The organism is Aeromonas sp. 19NY04SH05-1 (assembly GCF_040581895.1).
Taxonomy (GTDB): Bacteria; Pseudomonadota; Gammaproteobacteria; order Enterobacterales; family Aeromonadaceae; genus Aeromonas; species Aeromonas enteropelogenes.
The window spans coordinates 1988245-2012163 of record NZ_CP095328.1 but is presented as its reverse complement, the minus strand read 5'-3'; the positions used below and the strand labels follow the sequence as shown (position 1 = coordinate 2012163).

General features: G+C 55.4%; 17 protein-coding genes. 6 read left to right on the top strand and 11 right to left on the bottom strand.

From position 1 onward, the window contains the following. Window positions 1-6 precede the first annotated feature (6 nt). The gene (gene fbp, locus MRK42_RS09340) at window positions 7-1041 is read right to left on the bottom strand and encodes a class 1 fructose-bisphosphatase (RefSeq protein WP_061477330.1); all 1035 of its coding nucleotides are present in this window, start codon (window positions 1039-1041) and stop codon (window positions 7-9) included. Window positions 1042-1425: 384 nt separating this feature from the next. On the opposite strand from fbp, the gene MRK42_RS09335 reads away from it, so the two are divergent. Further along, a complete protein-coding gene (locus tag MRK42_RS09335) occupies window positions 1426-3051 on the top strand; it encodes a peptide ABC transporter substrate-binding protein (protein ID WP_338612237.1) in 1626 nt (541 codons plus the stop codon). A gap of 68 nt (window positions 3052-3119) precedes the next feature. Here the strand turns inward: MRK42_RS09335 and MRK42_RS09330 are convergent, their stop codons facing one another. The 3 genes from MRK42_RS09330 to sixA form a co-directional block, all read right to left on the bottom strand. Beyond that, on the bottom strand, window positions 3120-4040 hold the full coding sequence (locus tag MRK42_RS09330) for a DMT family transporter (RefSeq protein ID WP_216992200.1): 921 nt from the start codon (window positions 4038-4040) through the stop codon (window positions 3120-3122). 140 nt (window positions 4041-4180) lie between these two features. Continuing rightward, complete coding sequence (locus MRK42_RS09325; protein ID WP_026457339.1) at window positions 4181-4387, bottom strand: DUF1107 domain-containing protein; 207 nt, start codon at window positions 4385-4387, stop codon at window positions 4181-4183. Window positions 4388-4520: 133 nt separating this feature from the next. After that, window positions 4521-4988 carry a phosphohistidine phosphatase SixA gene (sixA, locus tag MRK42_RS09320; RefSeq protein WP_201978845.1) on the bottom strand — a complete coding sequence of 156 codons (468 nt, stop codon included), beginning with the start codon at window positions 4986-4988 and terminating at the stop codon, window positions 4521-4523. A 161-nt stretch (window positions 4989-5149) separates the two neighbouring features. Between sixA and MRK42_RS09315 the strand changes: the two genes are divergently transcribed. Then, window positions 5150-7924, top strand: a complete 2775-nt coding sequence (locus MRK42_RS09315; RefSeq protein ID WP_338612236.1) for an insulinase family protein — start codon at window positions 5150-5152, stop codon at window positions 7922-7924. Between the two features lie 308 nt (window positions 7925-8232). Here the strand turns inward: MRK42_RS09315 and MRK42_RS09310 are convergent, their stop codons facing one another. Together MRK42_RS09310 and MRK42_RS09305 are read right to left on the bottom strand one after the other, a co-directional pair. Beyond that, a complete protein-coding gene (locus MRK42_RS09310; protein ID WP_338612235.1) occupies window positions 8233-8880 on the bottom strand; it encodes a thiopurine S-methyltransferase in 648 nt (215 codons plus the stop codon). 251 nt (window positions 8881-9131) lie between these two features. Then, complete coding sequence (locus tag MRK42_RS09305) at window positions 9132-10457, bottom strand: leucine-rich repeat-containing protein kinase family protein (protein WP_338612234.1); 1326 nt, start codon at window positions 10455-10457, stop codon at window positions 9132-9134. Window positions 10458-10810: 353 nt separating this feature from the next. On the opposite strand from MRK42_RS09305, the gene MRK42_RS09300 reads away from it, so the two are divergent. Together MRK42_RS09300 and MRK42_RS09295 are read left to right on the top strand one after the other, a co-directional pair. After that, entirely contained in the window at window positions 10811-12541 is a 1731-nt protein-coding gene (locus MRK42_RS09300) for a hypothetical protein (RefSeq protein WP_338612233.1), read from the top strand. Further along, window positions 12525-14246 carry a hypothetical protein gene (locus tag MRK42_RS09295; RefSeq protein WP_354689020.1) on the top strand — a complete coding sequence of 574 codons (1722 nt, stop codon included), beginning with the start codon at window positions 12525-12527 and terminating at the stop codon, window positions 14244-14246. Before MRK42_RS09300 ends, MRK42_RS09295 begins: the two co-directional genes overlap by 17 nt. Before the next feature lie 195 nt (window positions 14247-14441). On the opposite strand, the gene MRK42_RS09290 is transcribed toward MRK42_RS09295, so the two are convergent. The 3 genes from MRK42_RS09290 to guaB all read right to left on the bottom strand — a co-directional run bounded on the left by MRK42_RS09290 (window position 14442) and on the right by guaB (window position 18219). Further along, window positions 14442-14714: a hypothetical protein gene (locus MRK42_RS09290; protein ID WP_040099652.1), complete on the bottom strand. Its 273-nt coding sequence runs from the start codon at window positions 14712-14714 to the stop codon at window positions 14442-14444. Between the two features lie 381 nt (window positions 14715-15095). Next, window positions 15096-16685: a glutamine-hydrolyzing GMP synthase gene (gene guaA / locus MRK42_RS09285; protein WP_042029181.1), complete on the bottom strand. Its 1590-nt coding sequence runs from the start codon at window positions 16683-16685 to the stop codon at window positions 15096-15098. Window positions 16686-16755: 70 nt separating this feature from the next. Then, window positions 16756-18219 (bottom strand): IMP dehydrogenase, encoded by a 1464-nt coding sequence (gene guaB / locus MRK42_RS09280; RefSeq protein ID WP_026456761.1) that lies wholly within the window; start codon window positions 18217-18219, stop codon window positions 16756-16758. 533 nt (window positions 18220-18752) lie between these two features. Between guaB and MRK42_RS09275 the strand changes: the two genes are divergently transcribed. Both MRK42_RS09275 and xseA read left to right on the top strand, forming a co-directional pair. Then, on the top strand, window positions 18753-20288 hold the full coding sequence (locus MRK42_RS09275) for an EAL domain-containing protein (RefSeq protein WP_338612230.1): 1536 nt from the start codon (window positions 18753-18755) through the stop codon (window positions 20286-20288). A 282-nt stretch (window positions 20289-20570) separates the two neighbouring features. Then, entirely contained in the window at window positions 20571-21938 is a 1368-nt protein-coding gene (gene xseA, locus MRK42_RS09270) for an exodeoxyribonuclease VII large subunit (RefSeq protein WP_338612229.1), read from the top strand. Window positions 21939-22048: 110 nt separating this feature from the next. Here xseA and MRK42_RS09265 read toward each other — a convergent pair whose 3' ends face one another. Both MRK42_RS09265 and MRK42_RS09260 read right to left on the bottom strand, forming a co-directional pair. Further along, the gene (locus MRK42_RS09265) at window positions 22049-23038 is read right to left on the bottom strand and encodes a D-alanine--D-alanine ligase (RefSeq protein WP_042069586.1); all 990 of its coding nucleotides are present in this window, start codon (window positions 23036-23038) and stop codon (window positions 22049-22051) included. A 201-nt stretch (window positions 23039-23239) separates the two neighbouring features. Then, window positions 23240-23848 (bottom strand): 2OG-Fe(II) oxygenase, encoded by a 609-nt coding sequence (locus tag MRK42_RS09260; protein WP_338612228.1) that lies wholly within the window; start codon window positions 23846-23848, stop codon window positions 23240-23242. Window positions 23849-23919 lie beyond the last annotated feature (71 nt).

Sequence of the window (23919 nt, the reverse complement as noted above, 5' to 3'; positions counted from 1 at the left end):
CTCGCATCAGCCCTGATTGGCAGGATCCTCGTGGGCGGAAAACTCCCGCATGAAGGCCTCGGCCCGCTCAACCATCTTGGTCGACCCGACGAAGTAAGGGGTGCGCTGGTGCAGCTCGGTAGGTTTGATGTCCATGATCCGGCCAAACCCGTCGGAGGCCTTGCCGCCGGCCTGCTCCACCAGAAACGCCATGGGGTTGCACTCATAGAGCAGGCGCAGCTTGCCGTTCGGGGAGTTGGTGCCGGACGGATAGATGTAGATGCCGCCCTTGAGCAGGTTGCGATGAAAATCGGAAACCAGGGAGCCGATGTAGCGGGAGGTGTAGGGTCTGTGGGTCGCCTCGTCCCGCTCCTGACAATATTTGAGGTACTTCTTCACCCCGTCCGGGAACTTGATGTAGTTGCCCTCGTTGATGGAGTAGATCTTGCCCTCTTGCGGGATGCGGATGTTCTCATGGGAGAGGCAGAAGCAACCGATGGAAGGATCATAGGTAAAGCCGTTGACGCCAAAGCCGGTGGTGTAGACCAGCATGGTGGAGGAGCCGTAGACCACGTAACCGGCAGCGACTTGACGGTTGCCCGGCTGCAGGAAATCTTCCAGGGTCACCGGGCCCCCCTGCGGGCTGACGCGACGGTAGATGGAGAAGATGGTCCCGACCGAGACGTTGACATCGATGTTGGAAGAGCCGTCGAGCGGGTCGATCAGCACCACATATTTGGAGTTCCTGGAGAGCGGAGAATCGAAGGCGACGAAGTCCTCTTCTTCTTCCGACGCCATGCCGCACACCTCGCCACGGGCTTCGAGGGCAGCCTTGAAGCGCTCGTTGGCATACACGTCCAGCTTCTGCTGTACCTCGCCCTGCACGTTCTCGGAACCCACGGAGCCGATGATATCCGCCAGCCCCGCCTTGTTGATCTCCCGGTTCACCACCTTGGCCGCCAGGCGGATGGAACTGAGCAATGACGTCAGCTCGCCGGTTGCGGTTGGGTAATCCGCCTGCTTTTTGACGATGAACTCGCCCATGGTGATCATGTTTCGCATTGTTGGTCCTTTAAGGTCGTTCTCGTTGGCTTTGAAAACGTTTGCAAAGATCAGAAAAAAAGAAGCCGATCCTCGGCCGTGTTGTTTTGTAACCTAATGTAACGTCTGTTTTTTGTTTTTGCAGCGAATTAAGCGGGCTATTAAAACGCCAGAACTTGACAGGAAGTGGTGTCGAGAGTGCGAAAAAGCCAGGTCAACTGACCAATTTCGGCCTCTTAATTCGTGATAGAAAACCGTCAGTATGCGTGCCACAGGCGCGATAAAGCAGGGCTCTTTTGACTCACTCCCATCATGACGGCCCCGTATCGGCCTACCTCTTGAGATCCCGCCTTCAATCCCGCACACTGGCTGCGCTTTGGAAGCAAAAAAACATAAGGATATTCAATGAAAAGGACTCTCATTGCCGGCATGGTTGCCGGTTTGTTCACCCTGGCGGCCCAGCCTGTGCTGGCTGCACACGTCCCGGCCGGCACCAAACTGCTGCCCGATGCCCAGCAGATCTACGTGACCAATATCGGCACCGAACCCACCACCATCGACCCCCAACTAGTGGAAGAGAGTGCGGGCAGTGCCATCGTCAACGATCTGTTCGAGGGGCTCTACACCCTGGATGGCGACGGTAAACCCCTGCCTGCGGGTGCGCTCGGCTACGAGCTCGACAGCACGGGGACCGTCTACACCTTCAAGCTAAGACCCGAAGCCAAATGGTCAAACGGCGAGCCCGTCACCGCGGCCGACTACGTCTATGGTTGGCAACGGGCGGCGGATCCCAAGACCGCCTCCAACTACGCCTGGTTTATCGAGCTGACCGGTGTCACCAACGCCAGCGAAGTGATCCAGGGCAAGAAGACGCCAGACGCCCTGGGGATCAAGGCCCTGGATCCCCATACCCTGCAAATTACCCTGAAAAATCCGGTCCCCTTCTTCCTGAAGACCCTCTCCCACTACACCACCTTCCCGGCTCCCAGGGCCACCATCGACAAATATGGCAAGGAGTGGGTCAAACCGGGCAATGTCGTCTCCAACGGCGCCTTCGTGCTCAAGGAGTGGACCCCCAACGAGCGCCTGACCGCCGAGCGCAATCCCCACTACTGGGACAACCAGCACACTGTCCTTAACAAGGTGATCTATCTGGAGATCGTCTCGGAGACCGCCGCCTACAACCGCTATCGCACCGGCGAGCTGCACTACACCACCTACCCGCTGGAGCAGTACAAGCACATCAAGAGCCAAAGCCCAGAGGAGCTGGTCAACGTCCCGATCCTCGCGACCTATTACTATGTGTTCAATACCCAGCGCAAACCGTTTGATAACCCCAAGGTGCGCAAGGCGCTGTCCCTTGCCATAGATCGGGAGACTATCACCGACAAGATCCTGGGTCAGGGCCAGCTGCCGGCTTTTAGCCTGACGCCCCCCATCGTCGATGGCTTCGAGCTGAAAAAACCGGCCAGCGAGCTGATGAGCAAGGAAGAGCGGATCAAGCAGGCCAAGACACTGCTGACCGAAGCGGGTTATGGACCGGACAAACCGCTGGAGGTGGATATCCTCTACAACACCAACGAGGGACACAAAAAGATTGCCCTGGCCATCTCCTCCATGTGGAAACACAATCTGGGAGTCACGGCCAAGCTCAACAACATGGAGTGGAAGACCATGGTGTCGGTGCTCAATGAGGGGGATTTCGGGGTCAGCCGCTATTCGTGGAACGGGGATTACAACGATGCCTCAACCTTCCTCGACATCATGACGTCCAGCAGCAGTGCCAACAGCGGCAAGTGGGTCAACAAGGAGTATGACGCCCTGCTGGCCAAGGCGCACGACTCCCAGGATGGCGCAGAGCGTAACCGTCTCTATCAGCAGGCAGAAGCCCTGATCGAGGCAGAGGCCCCCTTGGCGCCCGTCTACTTCTACGTCAAATCCCGGCTGCTCAAGCCGTTCGTCAAGGGCTACCCCTACCAGAACCCGCAAGATATCGTCTACAGCAAGGATATCTACCTGGTAGCCCAGTAATCTCTCTTCTGACAAAAACGCCTGCAGCTGTGCAGGCGTTCCTTTTTAGTCTGTGTTTGCCCTGACGATCAATCTTCCTGACAGGCCGCCATAGCCAGCGGAGCACGTCGCCTCAACACCACGGGTTTGAGCAACAATTGCGCCAGCAAGACACCGAGCAGGGTGAGACCTCCGCCGATCAGGTGATAACTGGTCAGGTGTTCCCCCAGCAGAGTGATGGCAAGCCCCGCGGTCATCACGGGCAACAGGTTCATGAAGATGGCGGTACGGCTAGCCCCCAGCAGGGAGATCCCCTGCATCCAGAGCCAGGGCGAGAGTGCCGAAGTGGGGATACCGGCGTAGAGAATGAGCCACAGGGCCTGACTGTCCGGCCACTGGCCATCCACCAGCAGATAGAAAGGCGTCAGGAGCGCCACGCTGCAGAGCACCTGGCCGTAAAGCATGGACCAGTTGTCGAGTCCCAGATCCCACTTCTTCAGCAGCACGCTGTAAAGGGCATAAGTGCCCGCCGAGAGCAACATATAGAGGGAACCGATATGGATGCCCTGGGTAAACAGCCGGGCAGGATCCCCGTGTCCCAGCAGGATTGCCAGGCCCAGGAGGGAGAGCACTCCCCCCAGTACGGCGCCCCAGGTTGGACGCTCGCGCAGCAGCCAGATGCTGAGCAATACGGTGAGCAAGGGGGTCAGTCCCATCATCAGGCCGATCTCGGTGGCCCCCAGGGTCTGCGCTGCGTAGTAGCCGAAGGTCTGGTTGAGCACCATGCCAAGCAGCGCCAACGTCGCCAGTTGCAGCCAACCAGCGCGCAGGCGGTCCCGTACACGCCACACCCGACGCGCCAGAAAAGGCGTCAAAATGCAGGCGGCCACCACCCAGCGGGACCAGGCAAGTGCAGCCGGCGAGAGCACGCCAACCGCCAGTTTGCTGACAATGCCATTGCCAGCCCAGATGGCAATGCAGGAGAACGGAAACACAAAGGCAAGGGGCATCACAATATCCAGAAATGGCGGGATGGAGATGATAAGTCGGGTGTGGAGTATAGGGTGCGACAGGGGATAAGCAAGGCCCGAAAACGAACATGCCCGCAGGAGTGCGGGCATGGGATCACAGAAACCTATTCAGAAGCGGGTCACGCCGCATCCATGTGAAGTCTGGAGATGAGCTCGTTGACTTCAGTCACCGTCTGGCGATGGGGGATGTCAGCCTGGCTCGGCATCAACAACAACCCCGACTGGAAATCAAACCGCCCCCGACCATGGATGTAAATCCGACCTTTAAAGAAGGTTTTGACGTGCTTTGCCACCATCAGTGGCAGGTACTTCTTGAACACTCTCATCGTTTGCAACCTCTTGCAGTTGTATCCGTATGACAGCAGCTTCTGCGAAATAATTCCGTTAACTAACTATAAAAATCCGGAAAAATCGCTTCTCTCTTCCCTAAAAATTCATTCGTTAATTATTTGTTAACTTTTAGCGTATTGTATGCGGCCCTTCGAGCCAGAGCAAGTTTCCTTTGCCCTCGCGCCATTCAATACAGGCAATGCCCGAAGTGGCGAACATGGGCGCCCCCGCGGCCGGACAAAGACTCTGCACCAGATACCCCACCAGCGGCAGGTGGCTGACCAGCAAGATTTGCTCATGCTGTTCGGCCAGCGCGGTCAGGTAGCTGGCGACGAAAGCGGGATCCCCGTAGGGGGTGATATCGCCACTCTCTTCCACCACCTTGGCGTCTGGTAATTCACTGCATATGGTCTGCCAAGTTTGACGAGCACGCAGGTAGTTGCTGTGGATCACCCGATCGAACGGACCGGCCAGCTGAGGCGACAACCAACGAGCCATCTGAAGTGACTCTTCGATCCCCTGCTCGGTCAATGGACGCTGTTCATCTGTTTTCGCATTCATGCCAGCCTGGCCATGACGCATGATATAGATCTTCATTACTACCTCGCCCAACGGGCCTGTTTTAATAGCCGGAGGATCTTACCCCGCCGTGCCGGGGGAAACAATTGCGCGACCTCTCAGAAAAGGGTTTGCCTGACGGGATAGCGAGGTCGATAATCATGTTTAAATTCAAATAAATCCTACAAGAGTCGACCCCAATGAGCCCATATGCCAGTCCCAACGACCACCGGCAATACCACTATCTGGAGCTGGAAAACCGGCTCAGGGTCTTGTTGATTTGCGATCCCGAAACCGACAAATCGGCGGCATCGCTGGCGGTCAACACCGGTCATTTTGACGATCCGGTGGACCGGCAGGGGATGGCTCACTTCCTCGAACACATGCTGTTCCTTGGTACCTGTACCTACCCAAGACCCGGTGAGTACCAGCAGTTCATGAGCCGTCACGGCGGCAGCAACAACGCCTGGACCGGCACCGAATTCACCAACTTCTTCTTCGAGATCGACAACGGTTTCTTTGAAGCCGGGCTGGATCGCTTCTCCCAGTTTTTCATCTGCCCCACCTTCGATCCCGAATGGGTGGACAAGGAGCGCAACGCGGTCGACTCCGAATACCGGCTCAAGCTGCAAGACGATATCAGGCGCAGCTATCAGGTGCACAAGGAGACAGTCAACCAGACGCACCCCTTCTCCAAATTCTCGGTGGGCAACCTGGATACCCTGGCCGACCTGCCCGGCCGGGATCTGCGCTCCGACCTTATCCAGTTCTACGAAAGCCATTACAGTGCAGATCGCATGGCTCTGGTCATGATGTCGCCCGAATCCATCGACACCCAGCTGGCCTGGTGCCGTCGCTATTTCGCTCCCATTTTGAATCGCAATCTGGGAACACCGACCCTAGAGGCCCCCCTCTACCGGCTCGACGATCTGGGGATCCGCATCCGCATCAAGCCGGTCAAGGAGACGCGCAAACTGGCGCTCACCTTCCCCTTGCCCAATGTGGACGAGTTCTACGACAAAAAGCCCCTCACCTTCCTGAGCCACCTCATCGGTTATGAGGGGGATGGCAGCCTGCTCTCCCTGCTCAAGGGCAAGGGCTGGGTCAATCAGCTCTCCGCCGGCGGTGGCATCAGTGGCGCCAACTTCAAGGATTTCGGGGTCAACTTCGGCCTGACGCCTCTCGGGCTGGCCCATGTGGACGAGATAGTCGCCGCCCTGTTTGGCTACCTCAAGCTGATCGCACGGGAGGGGCTGGAGGCCTGGCGCTACGACGAGAAGCGCACAGTGCTCGAATCGGCGTTTCGCTTTCAGGAGCGAGGCCGGGCGCTCGATACCGTCTCCGGGCTGGTGTTGAACCTGTTCAGTTATGCCCCGGAGGATCTGCTCTACGGCGATTACATGATGCGCGAGTATGACGAGGGGCTGATCCGCCGTCTGCTGGCCAAGCTCACCCCCCACAATCTGCGCATCACCATCACGGCGCCGGAGCAGTCCACCGATCGGCTGGCCCGCTGGTATCAGACCCCTTACAGCGTCACCACCATTACGGAATCAGAAAAAGTGCACTGGCAGCAGAGCGAGCCGGATCCGGCCCTGGCCCTGCCCAAACCGAACCCCTTTATCACAGAGCGGCTCGATCCCCGCACGCCCGAGCTTGCCGCCGACATGCCGGCCTGCCTCATCGATCGGCCGGGTTTTCGCCTCTGGCACCTGCATGAGCACCAGTTCAGTGTGCCCAAGGGCAACATCTATATCTCCATCGACAGCGAACATGCGGTGAAAAACCCGCGCAACATCGCCATGGCGCGCCTCGCGGTAGAGCTGCTCACGGATCACCTCAACGCACTCACCTACCCGACAGAGCTGGCGGGGCTCGGTTATCAGATTTATGCCCATCAGGGGGGCTTTACCATCAACCTGAGCGGCTTTGCCGACAAGCAGCCCCTGCTGCTCGACATGATCCTCGGCAACCGCACCCTGGGGTACCCGGATCCGCGCCGCTTTGCCGAGATAAAAGAGCAGCTCATCCGCAACTGGGAGAACCAGTCCAAGGCGCGCCCCATCTCCCAGCTGTTCAACCAGCTCACCAGCTTGCTGCAGCCCAACAACCCGCCGTTCGAGCAACTGTTGCGCCATCTGCGCACGGTGGAGCTTACCGAGATGCCGGATTTCGTGGCCCGGCTGTTTGGCGAAGTCCATGTGGAGACCCTGGTACACGGTGACTGGACTGCGGCCGAAGCCTTGGCGCTGGCAGCGCTGCTGGAACGTCACCTGGCGCCCCACAGTCAGCCCGGCAGCGAGACCCGCCGCCCGCTTATCTCCATCCAAGACAGGGGCACCCTCATTCGCGAGCAGGGGTGTGAACACGAAGACTCGGCGCTGCTGGTTTACTACCAGTCCCGCACCACCCGGGCGCAGGATCTCGCCTGCTTTACCCTGGCCAACCACATCATGTCCTCCACCTTCTTCCACGAGCTGCGCACCCGCCAGCAACTGGGCTATGTGGTGGGCGCCGGCAACCTGCCTCTCAACCGTCATCCCGGCCTCATCTTCTATATCCAGTCGCCGGTGGCGGGGCCGCAGATCCTGCTCGATGCGGTGGAGGAGTTTATCGATCTCTTCCCGCTCGCCATGCTCGAACTCACCGAGCAACAGTGGCAGGACAGCAAGGTGGGGTTGCAGGCCCAACTCAGCGAGCGAGATGCGAATCTGCGCAGCCGCGGCCAGCGGCTCTGGGTCAGCATCGGCAACAAAGATCTCGGCTTTGATCAGCGGGAGCGGGTCTGTCAGGAGGTGGGAAGGTTAAGCCGCGCCGATCTGATGCGCTTTATCACCCAGCTGCGCTCTCGTACCTCGGATCGACTGATCCTCTGCAGCTATGGCCAGGGGCACGAACATGACGAGCGCATCACGGGCCAGTTCATCGACGACCCCAAGGCATTTCGCCTCAACGCCGCCACCTTCGAGGCCTGAGCAGGCCTCCTCCCCCACCTGCAGACAAGATCGCGGGCAATAAAAAGCCGACCCATCAGGGTCGGCTGGAAAAACCATAACAATTGCGACCAAAGCCGCCAAAAGTGAACATGAGCGTGAAAATCAGACACTGAGTTGATGGTCGGCAAGCGGGATCAACCTCGGCTCGCCTTGCAATGCCAACAGTGATTGAGAAACAGCCTCATATTAGGCACTCACCCTCATGCTCACGTTGATCTACGTCAAAGGAGGTATCAAAGAGTCCAACTCAGTCTCCCTTGTTGGCGCACATCCCCTCTTTTTTACCCTCAATCGCGACGGATCAACCGGTAAGCCACCTCATCGAAGTAAGAGAGCTGGCCACTGAGCACCCGCGGGTGATCCAGCTCGGCAGTCCGCCCCAGCACCTCAACCCTGAAGTCCCGCTCAAAGAGGGAGCGCACTTCCAGCTCCCCCACCGAGAAGGGTGGCTGCACCTGCTGCTCGGGCTGATACTCCAAGGTCACCAGCAGGATCTGGCCCCCTGCCTCCACCAGTCGGCTCATCATGGCCGCATATTGGCGGCGCATGGCCGTCGGCAGGGCGATCAGCGCCGCCCTGTCATAGACCAGCCGATAGCGGCGACCGAGCTCCGGAGCGGCGAAAAAATCCCCCTGATAGATGCGCAGGTTATCGTGCTGATGGCACTGATAGGGCCCCACCTCACTCACCGTTTCGACAAGCCCGTTTTCGCTGAAAAACTGGCTGATGGCGAGCTCCGAGAGCTCGAAACCATCGACCGGGTGCCCCTGCCCCTTGAGCCAGAGCATGTCGCGGGACTTGCCGCACAAAGGAACCAGCACGAGTTCATCCGGTTGTTGGGCCGACCACCAGGATTGCAGCCAGCGGTTGAAATCTGCCTGATGAAAGCCAATCCGGTTCTCTTCCCAACGTTGATGCCAAAACGCAGCTTCCATCGTCATTACCCTTATTACTTAAAGATGCTTCAATATCACAACTTAACCGGCGCGGTGCAAGCCCGGGCACGGTTGCCCGCCCCTTTTTGCCTGATAGCCGGCTGCCAAACAAAAAGAGGCAACAAGGCCTCTTTTTCAACGTTTTCATGATGTTTGGCGGCGCCGGAATACAAACCCGGGAGAAGATGACAAGCACAGCGCCTGGGGCGATATTCCCGTCGGCGCAGCGCTTATCCTCTCGCCTTTTCCCGTTAGAGCTCGATCTCATCCAGCACGGTACAAATGTGGGCAAAATCCGGCCTGGTCTCGGGCAGCTCTGCCAGACAGGCGGCCTTGAGGCGATGCAAGGAGGCGAGCTTCGCCTCATCGGCCTCGCAGCGCGCGAGCAGCTCTTCGAGCAGGCAACCAAAGGCCCGCACCTCGAGCCGCTCCTGCCCGAAGGCCCGCGTCTGATCGGCACGCTCATAAAAAGAGGCCGCGCCAAAATCGGAGAGCAACACCCGCACCTCCTCACATGGCCTTGTGGCATAAAGCATATTGTGGCCATAGAGGTCCCCGTGCATGATGCCGATGCCGTGCAGATGGCGCGCCACCGAGGCTATCCCCCGCAGCAGTGCCATCATCCCGGGCAAGGTAAAGCGCAAGTCGGCGGCATAGATATCGCGAGTACAGGATTCCAGGCTCGGCGGCCCCGCCAGATTGGCAAACGCGGGATCTATCAGCCCCATCACCAGCGCCGGAATGCCGGAGGGGTGATCCGCCACCCGCCCCACCACCTCGACCAGGTTGGGATGATTGCCCGCCGCCAGAGATGCCGTCATCTCGCAGCGCGGCAAACCATCGCTGGTCACGGCCCCCTTGAAGAGCTTGACCGCCACCGCCTGACGCTCGCCCCCGTTCCAGCTCGCACCATGGATGACGCCGGAGGCGCCCTGCCCCAATGGCTCACCCAGCGCCAGCTCATGCCAGCGGATATCTGCCACCTGCGCACTCGCCGCCATGCGCGACTCCAGCGCATCGCTAAAGGGGTTGCCGGAATAGGCGAGCCAGGTGAGGCGCGGTAGCGACAGCAGCCATTCGGGAAACGCCTCTAGCCGATTGGCTGCGATACGCAGCAACTCCAGACGACGGCAGTTGGCAAGGGTCTCGGGGAGCGCAGTAAGGCGATTACCCGCCAGCATCAGCTTTTGCAGACCGTCGCACTGACCCAGCTCATCGGGCAGGCTTTCAATTGCGTTGTCGGTCAAGATCAACCAGCGCAAACCCGCGGGCAGCGATTTGGCCGACACGCGAGCAATCCGGTTGGCCTTGAACCCCACCATAGTGAGCGCCGGGCAGCGCCCCAACACCTCGGGCAACTCGGTAAAGCGGTTCTCGGAGCAGAAAATGATGCGCAGCTTGCTGAACCCGGCCAGCTCGTCCGGAAGTGTACTTAGCTGGTTGCCGGTGAGATCCAGCACCTCCAGCGTCTCTTTAAGGCTCAGGATCTCGGGTGGGAACTCCGCGAGATTTTCAGAGAGCTTCAGATGGCGGGCACCGCGCAGTTCACCCGCGCGCAGCTGTTCCAGAGTATGCATAACCGTTTCTCAATCCTGGTGATCTGCCTGATGACGTAGCCAGCCATCAGCGCGCGCCGAACCCGGGTCCGGCGATTTTAAAGGGGGGCATTATAAAGAATTCGAGGCGCAGATCGCCCCTTTTGTTGCTTTGGCAAGGCATGACGCTCAGCCACCCCAGCGGATTGACGAAACAGGTTGGGTGCAATAAGCGCAGCGCATTGCACCATTTGCAGAGCACCTTTTTACAAGATATAAAAGTCAAAAAATTTACCGAACCACCTCATAAATATAGAAATTCCCATTTGACCTACCTTCCCATATATTACAAAGTAACCACTTACTTAATAGTGATGTAGTGAGGTAAAAGAATAATGTCGTTAGAAGAAACCAGATGTACATTGCTAAATGAAAGAGGAAATGTAGAAAACCTACTCATTCTAATTAACGAGATATACAGAAAACAAATAAAATCAGAAGGCATATTTTTGACAGAGGCTCTATCTGAACTTCACAATACAGGTGAGATCGATCTTTTAAAAATATTTGAAGCAGTTAATGATACATCTTACAAAAATAATCCTTATGTGATTATGCGTGTAGTTGAAACTACATTACCTTCACTTAAGGCAAAAGTTGAAGACATTTTACCATGCTTAACCAAACTAACAGACTTAGCCAGTGGCCATATAGTCTACGGGGCATTTGAATGTTTTTGTCGCGTGGATAATAGTCGTCCAAAAGATAGCGTAGATTTCATACTAAAACAAACTGAACTTGATTCTTATGCCCCTTTTATTTATTACGCAATTATGGCTTATGAATCAGGGCAGATAGCTGAACGCATACAGATTGTAAAGGCTTTGATTGCTAACGACAATGAAGTGGTAAGGAATCAAGCATATAGTGTACTCGGAAGACAAAATATCACGGAGAACTGGGCTAGCAGTGTCTGGGACATAATAAAAAGTAGTGCTATCAATGAGCATGCCGATAGCTGTCGAGCATCAATATTTAGGTCAATAGTTCACTTCGGGAATATATTTCCATCATACTGGCCTCATATAGAGAGTCTGTTAGCTTCGTTTGTTGAAGGAGCATCACTAAATATTCTTCATGCAATTTCCAACACAATTGCCTTCCAGCAAATAAGCATCCCTGATAGCATTCAAAAACTACTGATTAAGCAGCTACACACCATATCACCAGAACAGAGCCACATAATAAGCGATATTGATTACTTATTAGTTAATTTGATAAAAAAAGAGCTCTACGATACTGCTATAGAGCTCTTGGAGTCTATTTTATCATACGGTGTAGAGATTACATCACTGAGTTATTTCTCCAGAGAATTACTAGGTGAATATACAAACCTTCGCAATCATATTATTACAAAGTGGTTTTTACATGGAGAAAAAGCCCTCTGTCACAACATTTCAATTTTACTCCATAACATTGCTGAAAAAGACTTTGAACTACATGCAGACATGACACTGCTAGACAATGAAGAGAAGAAAGTATTTGTTAGTCGTAAGGCTATAGGTTGGTTATTTACACGACCTGTAGCTACGGCAAGTTTCATTATGTCTATATCAAGATCAGCTCATCAATATACCATCGAAACTCTCGAAGAAATTTTATACGATCCATTACTTCTTAGTTATCCTAGTGAACTTAAAAAACTCTTCCAAACATACATAGATAATAATGAACAAGAGTATATATGCAAACCTTTGCTTGACAAGCTTGAGGCACATAATTTAGACATATTAAAAGTGTCTGGGTTAAAAGAGCTGACAGCCCCAAGCAAAAACATAGACTTATATTGGAATGATTTTGAAAAAGATATGCAAAAATCCTACGAGGAAGCATCAAAAAATTCCTTTTTCAGGCTGATTGCCACTCCAAAAAGATTGTTGTACGGCAACAGTTCAATTTATTATGTTCATCAGATGGATGAGCAGTCTTCACGACAGGAAATGCAAATGCATTCCTTCTCCCATTCTTCTGAGCTGCCAACACTAAACATTTTAGATCCTGAATCCTTGGATTATTCTTTGAGAGTTTTCCGTTGTGAGAGAATGAAGAATGAAATTAATTCTTAAGCAATATTTAGCTTCATTAAAAGAGCGAGCTGAATTAGATGCTGTACTACCAGATTTGCTGAGCAGTATGGGGCTAAATGTATTCATTTCTCCCACACGTGGAGTTAAGGAGTATGGTGTCGATATCGCCGCCGTTGGACGGATAAATGGTGAGGAAGAGAAAGTTTATTTATTCTCAGTTAAATCTGGCAACCTTACGCGTGAAACTTGGAACGGAAATACAGATCAAGCTCTGAGACCTTCTCTAGATGAAATTCAAGACTCATTTATACCTAGTCGCCTACCACCTCAACATAGAGATAAACAAATAGTAATTTGCTTGTGCTTTGGTGGCGATGTTAACTCAGGAATTAGACAAGAGGTATCAGGTTATGAACAACGAAATACGAAGAACAATATCTCCTTTGAAGAATGGAATGGTGATAAACTCTCAGAATTTATACAAGGGCACTTGCTAAAAGAAGAACTATTACCGAGTTCTAATCAAGCATTATTGCGGAAATCTCTAGCATTACTTGAAGAACCGGATAGTTCTATCAAACACTTCTCACAGTTGCTGGATAGTATACTGTTACATGCCCTTGATGCAGATTCTACTATGTCATGTATCATTCGAGTAAACATTTGCTTATGGGTTCTTTTTGCATGGTGCCGAGATAGTGAAAACTTAGAGTCCGCATATATTTCATCGGAACAAGCATTGCTTTTATCATGGGATAAAGCCAAGGATTATTACACTGGAAGGAATAAGGTTTCAACTGCATTTGATAGTATGTTAGATACTTACCAGCAGATTACTGATTGTTATATAGACCACTGTTTAATTCCACATGTTGAGTTTAAATATGCTCTCTCCCATGCAGTTAAATCACCTTGCTCAATTGATGTAAACATTAAACTTTTTGATGTACTAGGACGTTTGTCTGTCAAAGGCCTCTGGATTTTAGACTCATTAGCAAAGAGCTATGATAAAACCCCTCCAATCGATGGAGAGAGTGGAGAACAGGAACCGTTACGCTCTCGCCTTAAAGCAATAACAAAATCAATTAAACAATTAATTATTAACAATCCTATACTACTGTCACCATATAAAGACTCACAAGCTATTGATATAGGTCTTACTTTAATATTACTTTCAAATAACTCCGAGCATGATAATTTTGTGCAAAGTTGGCTATCTGAAATTGTTCATCGGTGCATATTTTCTTTCCAGAGTAATGGTATGTACCCAACAATATATAACTCTTATGAAAAACTTCTTGAACATAAGAAAAAAGATAAGTCAGATGATAGCTATAAATATAAATCTACGGAAGCAAGTGTTTTATATCCATTGTTAACCATGTTTTGTGCTCTGTATAAATTAGATCCAATAAGTCAAGAACTGGAACAGTTTACCAATAATGAATTAAAACACTGCACGCTACAGTATTGGTATCCAAACCAAGACAGTAAACAATGTATGTATTCAAACATTGATACACATGGCTCTGCATCAACTAACTTCCCCACGAATGGAAATGCGGCGTTAGAGCACATAGCCCAAGAGTGCAAACATTCTGATTCTTTTAGAGAAATGTCCGCCGTAACAAAAAATAAATCACCATTGTTACTAACTGCTTGCCGCTACTACCGTTACCCAGTTCCTTTCCATTATATTGAGAGTTGGTTAATAGATTTTTTACAAGCGCAACAACCAAAATAAGGACATCCAACATCCCAGACAGAATCAATCAATGGGTAGGCTTTAGTTGACAACAACATCAAGGCTTCGAACCTTTAGGGAAACACTTCCGAAAATAACGTAGAAAAGACGCCCTAAGGCGTCTTTCATATTTTCAGGCTTTGGAGCAAACAGGTTGGAGGCTATTCCCCCTCCCCGCCTTGCCCCGCAATCCGATCAGATCGGGGTGATGGAGGTAATATGGGCCGAGCCATCCAGAGACTGGAAGATCTGCACCACGGCTTCGCCATGGATCGGCTGGGCGAGCGGCACAGTGCTCTTGCACTTGAAGCGGTAATTGGTGCCAGCCACCACCTGGGTGGAGACTTCAAAGGGTACATACTGCACCCCGACAAATCCTTTCAGCGCCTGGTCAAATACCGCCTGATCCTCGGCGGTCAGCTTGTGATATGCGGTCCATCCACCCACCAACACTGCTTGTTCTGACATATCAAACTCTCCGTGCTCTATGGTCCCGACTCGTTTGGCTGTTCGGGCTGCGCCCCGTTGATTCAAGTGGTTTCCGGTCTCCACCGGGGGCAGCAGCCGGTTGGCACGCTGATTCCCCTTTGCCGAATCGCGGCCCTGTTGAGGCCCGCATTGTCTGATAAGGCTTGCTAGCGCTTTATCACTTAGAGGCCGGTCGCAATGGGCATGAAAGAGCCTAGTGCCGATGCCAGAAATCGCCTCCTGTTAGATGTGACAGGAGCGAGCCCGGCCAAAGCTGCTAGCGGCAGAAAATTGCAGCGCAAACGATTAAAAAAAGAAAAGACGCCGCAAGGGCGTCTTTTTTGCATTTTTATGCTCGATGGGCAGAAGGGCGCGCGCCGCTTATTCCCATTCGATGGTTGCAGGCGGCTTGCCGGAGACGTCGTACACCACGCGGGAGATACCGTTGATCTCGTTGATGATGCGATTCGACACATGGCCGAGGAAGTCGTACGGCAGATGGGCCCAGTGGGCGGTCATAAAGTCGATGGTTTCGACGGCGCGCAGCGCAATGACCCAGTCATATTTGCGACCATCGCCCATCACGCCGACAGAGCGCACCGGCAGGAAGACGGCGAATGCCTGGCTGACCTGGTTGTAGAGATCGGCCTTGCGCAGCTCTTCGATAAAGATGGCATCGGCCTTGCGCAGCAGATCGCAGTACTCTTTCTTCACTTCGCCAAGCACACGCACACCCAGACCCGGGCCCGGGAACGGGTGACGGTAGAGCATGTCGTAGGGCAGACCCAGCTCGAGGCCAACGCGGCGCACTTCGTCTTTGAACAGTTCGCGCAGCGGCTCGACCAGACCCATCTTCATCTCTTCCGGCAGGCCGCCGACGTTGTGGTGGGACTTGATGACGTGGGCCTTGCCGGTCTTGCTGGCGGCAGATTCGATCACATCCGGGTAGATGGTGCCTTGCGCCAGCCACTTGGCGTTTTTCAGCTTCTTGGCTTCATCGTCAAACACCTCGACGAAGACACGGCCGATGATCTTGCGCTTGGCTTCCGGCTCGTCTTCACCGGCCAGGGCGGAGAGGAAGCGCTCTTCGGCATCCACCTTGATGATGTTCAGACCAAAGTGATCGCCAAACATCTCCATCACCTGCTCGCCTTCGTTCAGGCGCAACAGGCCGTTGTCAACGAAGACGCAGGTCAGGCGATCGCCGATGGCGCGGTGGACCAGCATGGCCACCACGGAGGAGTCGACACCGCCGGAGAGGCCCAGGATCACCTCGTCGTCACCTACCTGCTCGCGGATGCGGGCAACGGCGTCGTCGATGATGGTGGCCGGGGTCCACAGGCACTCGCAGCCACAGATGTCTTTGACGAAGTGTTCCAGCATGCGAGCACCCTGACGGGTGTGGGTCACTTCCGGGTGGAACTGCACGCCGTAGAAACGCTTGGCCTCGTTGGCCATGGCGGCGTGGGGGCAGGTCGCGGTCTGGGCGATGGTAACGAAATCCGCCGGGATCTCGCTGACCTTGTCGCCGTGGCTCATCCAGACATCCAGCAGGGCGTTGCCGTTGTCGGCAATGGCATCTTCAATGTTGCGCAGCAGGGCGCTGGTCTTGCCGGCGTTGCCCAGCACTTCCACCTTGGCATAACCGAATTCACGCAGGTTGGAGGATTGCACCTTGCCACCCAGCTGCTCGGCCATGGTCTGCATGCCGTAGCAGATACCGAATACCGGCACGCCGGCATTGAACACGTACTCGGGGGCGCGCGGGCTGCCCGCTTCGGTCACGGACTCGGGACCGCCGGAGAGGATGATGCCGTTCGGATTGAATTCGCGGATCTGCTCTTCGGTCACATCCCAGGCCCACAGTTCGCAGTAGACACCGATTTCGCGCACGCGGCGGGCGATCAGCTGGGTGTACTGGGAACCGAAATCCAGGATAAGGATACGGTGAGCGTGAATATTTTTAGTCATTTTATTCCTGCATCATGCTGGTGTGGGGATAAAAAACGGTGACAAAACGGGGCCGCAGCCCCGTCTTTCATCAGCCCATCCGGTAGTTGGGGGCTTCTTTGGTAATGGTCACGTCGTGGACGTGGGACTCTTTCATCCCGGCGCCGGAGATGCGCACGAATTCAGCCTTGGTGCGCATATCGTCGATGGTGGCGCTGCCGGTCAGGCCCATGGAGGAACGCAGACCGCCCATCTGCTGGTGAATGATCTCTTTGAGGCGGCCCTTGTAAGGTACGCGCCCTTCGATCCCTTCCGGCACCAGCTTGTCAGCGGCGTTGTCGGTCTGGAAGTAGCGATCGCTGGAGCCCTTGGACATGGCACCGAGGGAGCCCATGCCACGGTAGGATTTGAAGGAGCGGCCCTGATAGAGCTCGATCTCGCCCGGCGCCTCTTCGGTACCGGCGAACATGGAGCCCACCATGACGCAGCTGGCGCCAGCGGCGATGGCCTTGGCGATATCGCCGGAGAAACGGATACCGCCATCGGCAATCACGGGTACGCCAGTGCCTTCCAGCGCGTCAACGGCGTCGGAGATGGCAGTGATCTGGGGCACACCCACACCGGTCACGATACGGGTAGTACAGATGGAGCCCGGGCCGATACCGACCTTGACGGCGTTGACGCCGGCGGCGACAAGCGCCTTGGCGCCAGCGGCGGTCGCTACGTTGCCACCGATGATTTGCAGATCAGGGTAGGCTTCACGGGTCGCCTTGATGCGCTCAAGCACACCTTGCGAGTGACCGTGGGAGGAGTCGATCAGCAGCACGTCGACACCGGCTTCCACCAGGGCGGCGACACGCTCTTCGTTGCCGGCACCGGCACCGACGGCGGCACCGACCCGCAGGCGACCCTTGTCGTCTTTACAGGCGTTGGGCTTGCGCTCGGCTTTCTGGAAGTCTTTGACGGTGATCATGCCCTTGAGTTTGAAATCGGCGTTGACCACCAGCACCTTCTCGATACGGTGCTTTTGCATCAGGGCAACCACCTCTTCGCGAGGGGCCCCTTCACGCACGGTCACCAGGCGCTCTTTCTGGGTCATGATCTGTTCGACGGTCAGGGAGAGATCGGTGACGAAACGCACGTCACGACCGGTGATGATACCCACTAGCTGGTTACCATCAGTCACCACGGGGTAACCGGCGAAACCGTTCTTGTGGCTTAGCTCCTTGATCTGGGCGATGGTCATGTCGGGGCGCACGGTCACGGGGTCGGAGACCACACCGCTCTCGTATTTCTTGACCTTGCGTACTTCGGCAGCCTGCTGCTCGATGGACATGTTCTTGTGGATAAAGCCGATACCGCCTTCCTGGGCCAGTGCGATAGCCAAACGGGCTTCGGTCACTGTGTCCATGGCAGCGGAGATCATGGGAATGTTCAAGCTGATGGAAGAGGTCAGCTTGGTACGCAGATCGGCAGTATTGGGAAGAACTTCGGAGTGGGCGGGAACCAACAATACATCGTCGAAGGTTAACGCTTCTTTGGCAATCCTGAGCATGGCAATATCTCACCGTTAGGGAAGTGGGGGTGTAAAATATTGCCGACGAAGTTTACTCACGGATTGGTCACTGGTAAAGAAGTTTTTTGAATTTTTTATGGCGTAGCCCTCTTTTGGTGCGCCAAGAGGCCAAAAAACCAAGATTATCACTCTGGAAATGACCATTCTGGGACAAAAGAGCGATCAGTTTGCTGTTTTATGCAAATTGCCATTGTTGCCCCTCCCCTCCTTCCCAACCTCAATGACACAACATCACTTCATTCAACGAGATGGCGCTCGTCAGGCAGTAAATAGGCGACGACGCTATATGATAATAAACATAATAATGATGGGTTTGATGGCCTTTAAGCCTCGTTGGACCAACATAAACATGCGGTAAAAAGTGTTACGTTACGGCGGTTCCACTCTCTCTTCGCCCGGCATCACATTCACAGGAAAAATTCGCTGCCGGGCGATGATCCAACGTGATACAACTAGGTCTGTGATGACAGCTGTGCCATCTCGTTTTGGCTCGATTACCAGGAAGGTTATGTATGTCGCGATTCACGTCTGTCTGGATATGCCTTGGACTCTTGCTCACCCCGGTCCTGCTCGTATTGCTGCTCAATCCCCTGTTGACCTCCTTCGTCTCCTATCATCTGCTGAAGACCAAGAGCCAGGAGCTATTGGAATACCAGCTGGAGCGCAACAAGAACCTGGAGCAGAACATTCTGGCCCAGCTTTCCCACTTCAAGTTTGACTGCGGACCGGAAGATGTCGCCCTGCTGCGCAATCCCGATTATTACAGTCGCCATATCCGCCTCGCCGGCCTGCATCCGAGCCAGGGAGGTGGCTGTTCGACCCTGGGGTTTGATTTGCCCGTGCTGACCAACGTCCAGGAGAGTGATCAGGCTGCAACGCTTCATTTTGCAACGACCCAACATTCTGCCAACAGTGAACCCGAGGTGCTGATCTATTCCAGGCAGGCCGGCAATCTGGCTTATTGGGTATTGAACAACAGCTGGGCCAATGAATTATTGGCAATCCCCTGCGAGGATTGCTTCTATGTGGAATTTCGCCGCGATAATGACGCAATAATGGAGCAGCTGTTATTGCCTCGCGGTAATAAAGCCATCACCCAGCAGCCCAATCCGCTCTCGCTGACCGATTACGACGAATACAACAAAGTCAAACAGACTATCTGGGGAGGCAACGAACTTCGTTATTATGCCAGCCAGCAGGTTTACTATTATGGCCTGATATTTTCGTTGCTCTTTGGCCTTCTGCTGGTAGGTGGCTACTGGACCCTGAGAAATTATCGAAACTCTCTCGACGGATTGCTGAAAATGGGGCTGACCAGAGGAGAATTTATTCCTTTCTATCAACCCATCGTCGATAGCCTGAATAATGAAGTTGTGGGTTATGAGGCATTATTGCGCTGGCGCCGGGGCGATACCTTTATTTCCCCCGGGATGTTTATCGAATATTCGGAAAACCAGGGGCTGATCCTGCCGATGACGACCCAGATGGTGCGCCAGATCGTGGAGGATCTCAAAAAACTGCCCGACTCCCACTGGGTCAGCGTCAATCTGGTTGCCGCTCATGTCGAGCAGCAGACCCATCTGCAGGACATGCTCAAACAATTGCGCTGGCCCGATCCAGACCGCCTGACCTTCGAGCTCACCGAACGCCTGCCCATTTCGGACGTCAAGCATGCGGCTCGTGAAATGGCCAATCTGGGGCTGCGGGGGTATCACTTCAAGATCGATGATTTCGGCACCGGTTATGGCGGCTTTGCCTATTTGCAGCAACTGGGTATCCGCAGCATCAAGATAGACAAGATGTTTATCGATACCATCGGCACCTCGGACCTCAAGCGCAATGTGCTCGACGCCATCATCGCCTTTGGCCATCAATCCAAAATGGAGATGATCGCCGAGGGGGTCGAGAATCAGGCGCAACTGGACTATCTCACCGAGCATGGAGTCTATCTGATCCAGGGTTATGTGTTTGCCAAGCCCATGTCGCTGGACGAAGTGCTGAAATGGCGCGTACCCGACCATCAGGGTGAAACTGCAGAGGAGATATAAGAGCCACCAGACCCGGCGGCGTGGCCAGCCTCTGCTGACACGCCGCTTCAACTCTTCTGCCCCCTCCCCCACTGAGGTAAACCCTGTTCCCACCTTCCGCAGCGCCGTGTTTACCAATATGGTTCACGATGCCCCTTGCTCAACAAGTGGCAAACAGGCGACCAATCCCCCTTGATTTGCACGGCACCAGGCCCCTCTTGCTCCTCCCGGCGGCCGTTTCAGGTTAAGATAGCCACCATTGTTTTCCCTCTGGCCCGGCCTGAGACAATCACAGGATCCCCCTTGAACCGATTTAGCCCATCCAGTGCGGCCAATGGCCGCGAGCAGCAGGTCTTTACCGTTACCCGCCTCAACAGCGCCGTGCGCATGATCCTGGAGCAGGATCTGGGGCTGGTGTGGCTGACTGGGGAGCTCTCCAACCTGGCGATGCCAAGCTCGGGCCACTGGTATTTTTCATTGAAGGATCTCAGTGCCCAGGTGCGCTGCGCCATGTTCAAGGGCAACAACCGCCGGGTGGCGTTTCGTCCGCAAGACGGCATGCAGGTGCTGGTGCAGGCGCGGGTCTCCCTCTATGAACCGCGCGGCGACTACCAGCTCATCATCGAATCGATGCAACCCGCCGGAGATGGCGTGCTGGCACTGCGCTTTGAAGAGCTCAAGCGCCGCCTTGGCGCCGAGGGGCTGTTTGACGAGGGCCGCAAACAGCCACTCCCCCGCGAGCCGCGCGCCGTGGGGCTGGTTACCTCCGCCACCGGCGCCGCCCTGCACGACATGCTGACGGTCTTGAAGCGCCGCGCGCCGGATCTGCCGGTCTTTATCTACCCGACCCAGGTTCAGGGGAGCGCCGCCACCAGTCAGATCGTCTCTGCGATTGCCCTGGCCAATCGCCGCGCCGAGGTAGATGTGCTGATCGTCGGTCGCGGTGGCGGCTCCCTTGAAGATCTCTGGTGCTTCAACGAAGAGGCGGTGGCACGCGCCATTGCCAACTCTGCCATTCCGGTGGTGAGCGCCGTGGGTCATGAGGTAGATGTCACCATCAGCGACTTTGCCGCCGACCTGCGCGCCCCCACCCCGTCGGCCGCCGCCGAACTGGTGGCGCCCGACCAAAGTGCCCGCGCCCAGCGCCTCGTTCATCTCAGGCAGCGGCTGGTGCAGGCAATGAACCGCCATCAGACTGCGGCCCGCCACGGTTTTGTGTTGCTGCAAAAGCGGCTCGACCATCAGGATCCCAAGCGGCGGCTGGAACAGCAATCCCAACGCCTCGACGAGCTCTCTGCCCGTTTGCAACAACTGCTGCGCCAGCGCCTGCATCAGGGGGAGCGGCGCCTCGCCAGCCTCGAGCTGCGCCTGCAGGGCAAGAGTCCGGAGCGGCTGCTAGCCGCCGGCAAACGCCGCCACCAGTTGGCCGAGGAGCGCCTCCATGCGCTGATCGCCAAGCGCCAGGATCTTGCGAGCCATCGCCTCGCCATGCTCACTGCCCGTCTCGACGGGGTGAGCCCGCTCGCCACCCTGGGGCGCGGCTACTCCATCACCCGCACCCCACGCGGCGAGGTGATTAGCAACGCCGCCCAGGTGAGCGCAGGGGATAGCCTGGTCACCACCCTGGCACAAGGCAGCCTGCAGGTGCGGGTCGAGAAGATAGAGGGGTAATCCCCGCCACTGACGAGATTTACGCGCGAAGCTTGCGCCGTCAGTTATCAGATAAAAAAATCCCCGCCGGTTGGCGGGGATTTTTATTTTGGTAAAGCGTGGCGTTTGCCTTAGCCGGCCTTGCGCAGGATCTGCTCAAGGTAGTGGGCAAAATTGTGACCGTGATGCTCCAGCAGTTTCGGGAACATGGAGATGGAGGTCATGCCCGGGAAGGTGTTGATCTCGTTGAGCAGGATCTCCCCCTCTTCGGTCAGGAAGAAGTCGACGCGAGAGAGGTGGGTCAGGTTGAGCTGACGGAATGCCTTGAGGGCGTACTCGTGGATGGCGTCAGCCTGCGCCTGGGTCAACCCTTCGGCACGCAGGGCCGTCTCGGTGTGGCTCGCGTTGCTGTACTTCTCTTCATAGGTGTAGAACTTGTCCTGCGGCACGCAGATCTCGCCAGGATAGGTGGCCACCAGCTCGTCACCGTACTGGTACACCGCCACTTCCAACTCCCGCGGCTTGACCGCTTTTTCAATCAATACCTGCTCGGAGTAACCGAAGGCGTCCTTGATGCCCTGCACCAGGTCGGCTTCGTTGCTGGCGGAGTAGCACCCCACGGAAGAGCCTTGGGAAGCGGCCTTGATAAAGACCTTGCCCCACTTGGCCAGGGCTGCCTTGGCCTCGGCCAGGCTCGCCTCGTTCTGTTCGGTCAGGAACAGATAGGGGGTATTGGGGATACCGAGAGCGGAGAGCCACAGCTTGGTGCTGATCTTGTTGAAGCAGATCTTGCTCGCCTCGGCATCGCAACCGAGGTAGGGCAGACCGGCCAGCTCCAGGAAGGATTGCAGATCACCGGTCTCGCCCGGGTAGCCGTGAATGCAGGGCACTACGTAGTCCACCGGACGGGCCACGCTGTCAAACGAGAGCAGCTTGTCCAGCCCCAGCTTGCACTCGCGACCATCGGCGCTGAGCCAGCGGTCGGCAAACATCTCGACCCGGGTCACTTCGACACCGGGCAACAGGCCGAGTTGTTTTTCGAGGAAATTGGCGCTGCGCAGAGAGACTTCGTGCTCTGAGCCACCGCCGCCGCACAGCAGCAAGACATGCATGTTCTTCATTAGATGTGATCCCTTGGGAAAAGCGGCTTCGCCATCACCATTTAAAATCCAGTCGCATTAAAAAACGGACGAAGCCAGATACGAACATAAGTGCGCGCCAGTGTAGCAAGGGAGACAAAGCCTTGTCAGCTGATGGGGCCACCACGGCCTCCTTTCTGGCCGCAAAAAAGCGACCATGTGTCAAAAATGGGGAAAAAGAGCTCAGCGCGGCGGGTCGACCCGGCCCACGCCGTTGCCATTGACCCGAAACCAGCCGGCGATGCTGAAGCGCTCGCGATTGGCGGGCAGCACCTCGTGGGGGAACTCTTCGGATAAAAACAGCACCAGCCGCCCCCCCTTGGGTGAGACATCCATCAGCAACTGCTCGTCGTTGTCATACATTCGCAGCATCCCGCCCGCCTCTGGCTGCCAATCGTTGTTGAGATAGAAGACGGAGGTGAGCCGCCGGTTGGAGCGACCGGCGAAGGCGTCGCGATGGGTGGCATAAAAGTCGCCGCTGCGATAGCGGGCAAAGTGGGCCTCGTAATCGAACAACCCCAGCATCAGCATGCGATTGGCAGCCAGACGCAAGGACTCCATCCGGGCGAGGTAATCGGCCACGGGCGCGCCGAGGGAAGGCTCCAGCCAGTGGATCTGATCCCGGCGAATGTCCCGGTTGCCCTGATGCTGCGCTTCGCGCCCTATGCCCGCCGGTTGCCACTCGTCTGGCAGACAGGCCCTGAGGGCATCCACCTCGGTGGCGGTTAAAAAATCATCCACTATCACCCACCCCCGGGTGTAAATGGCATCCATGACGGCTTGATAGTCCAAGATTGACTCGCAACAAGTGGAAAAGAGAGCGCTTTTTAGCGACTTCCCAGCTGGCGCACAAACCGGTTTGC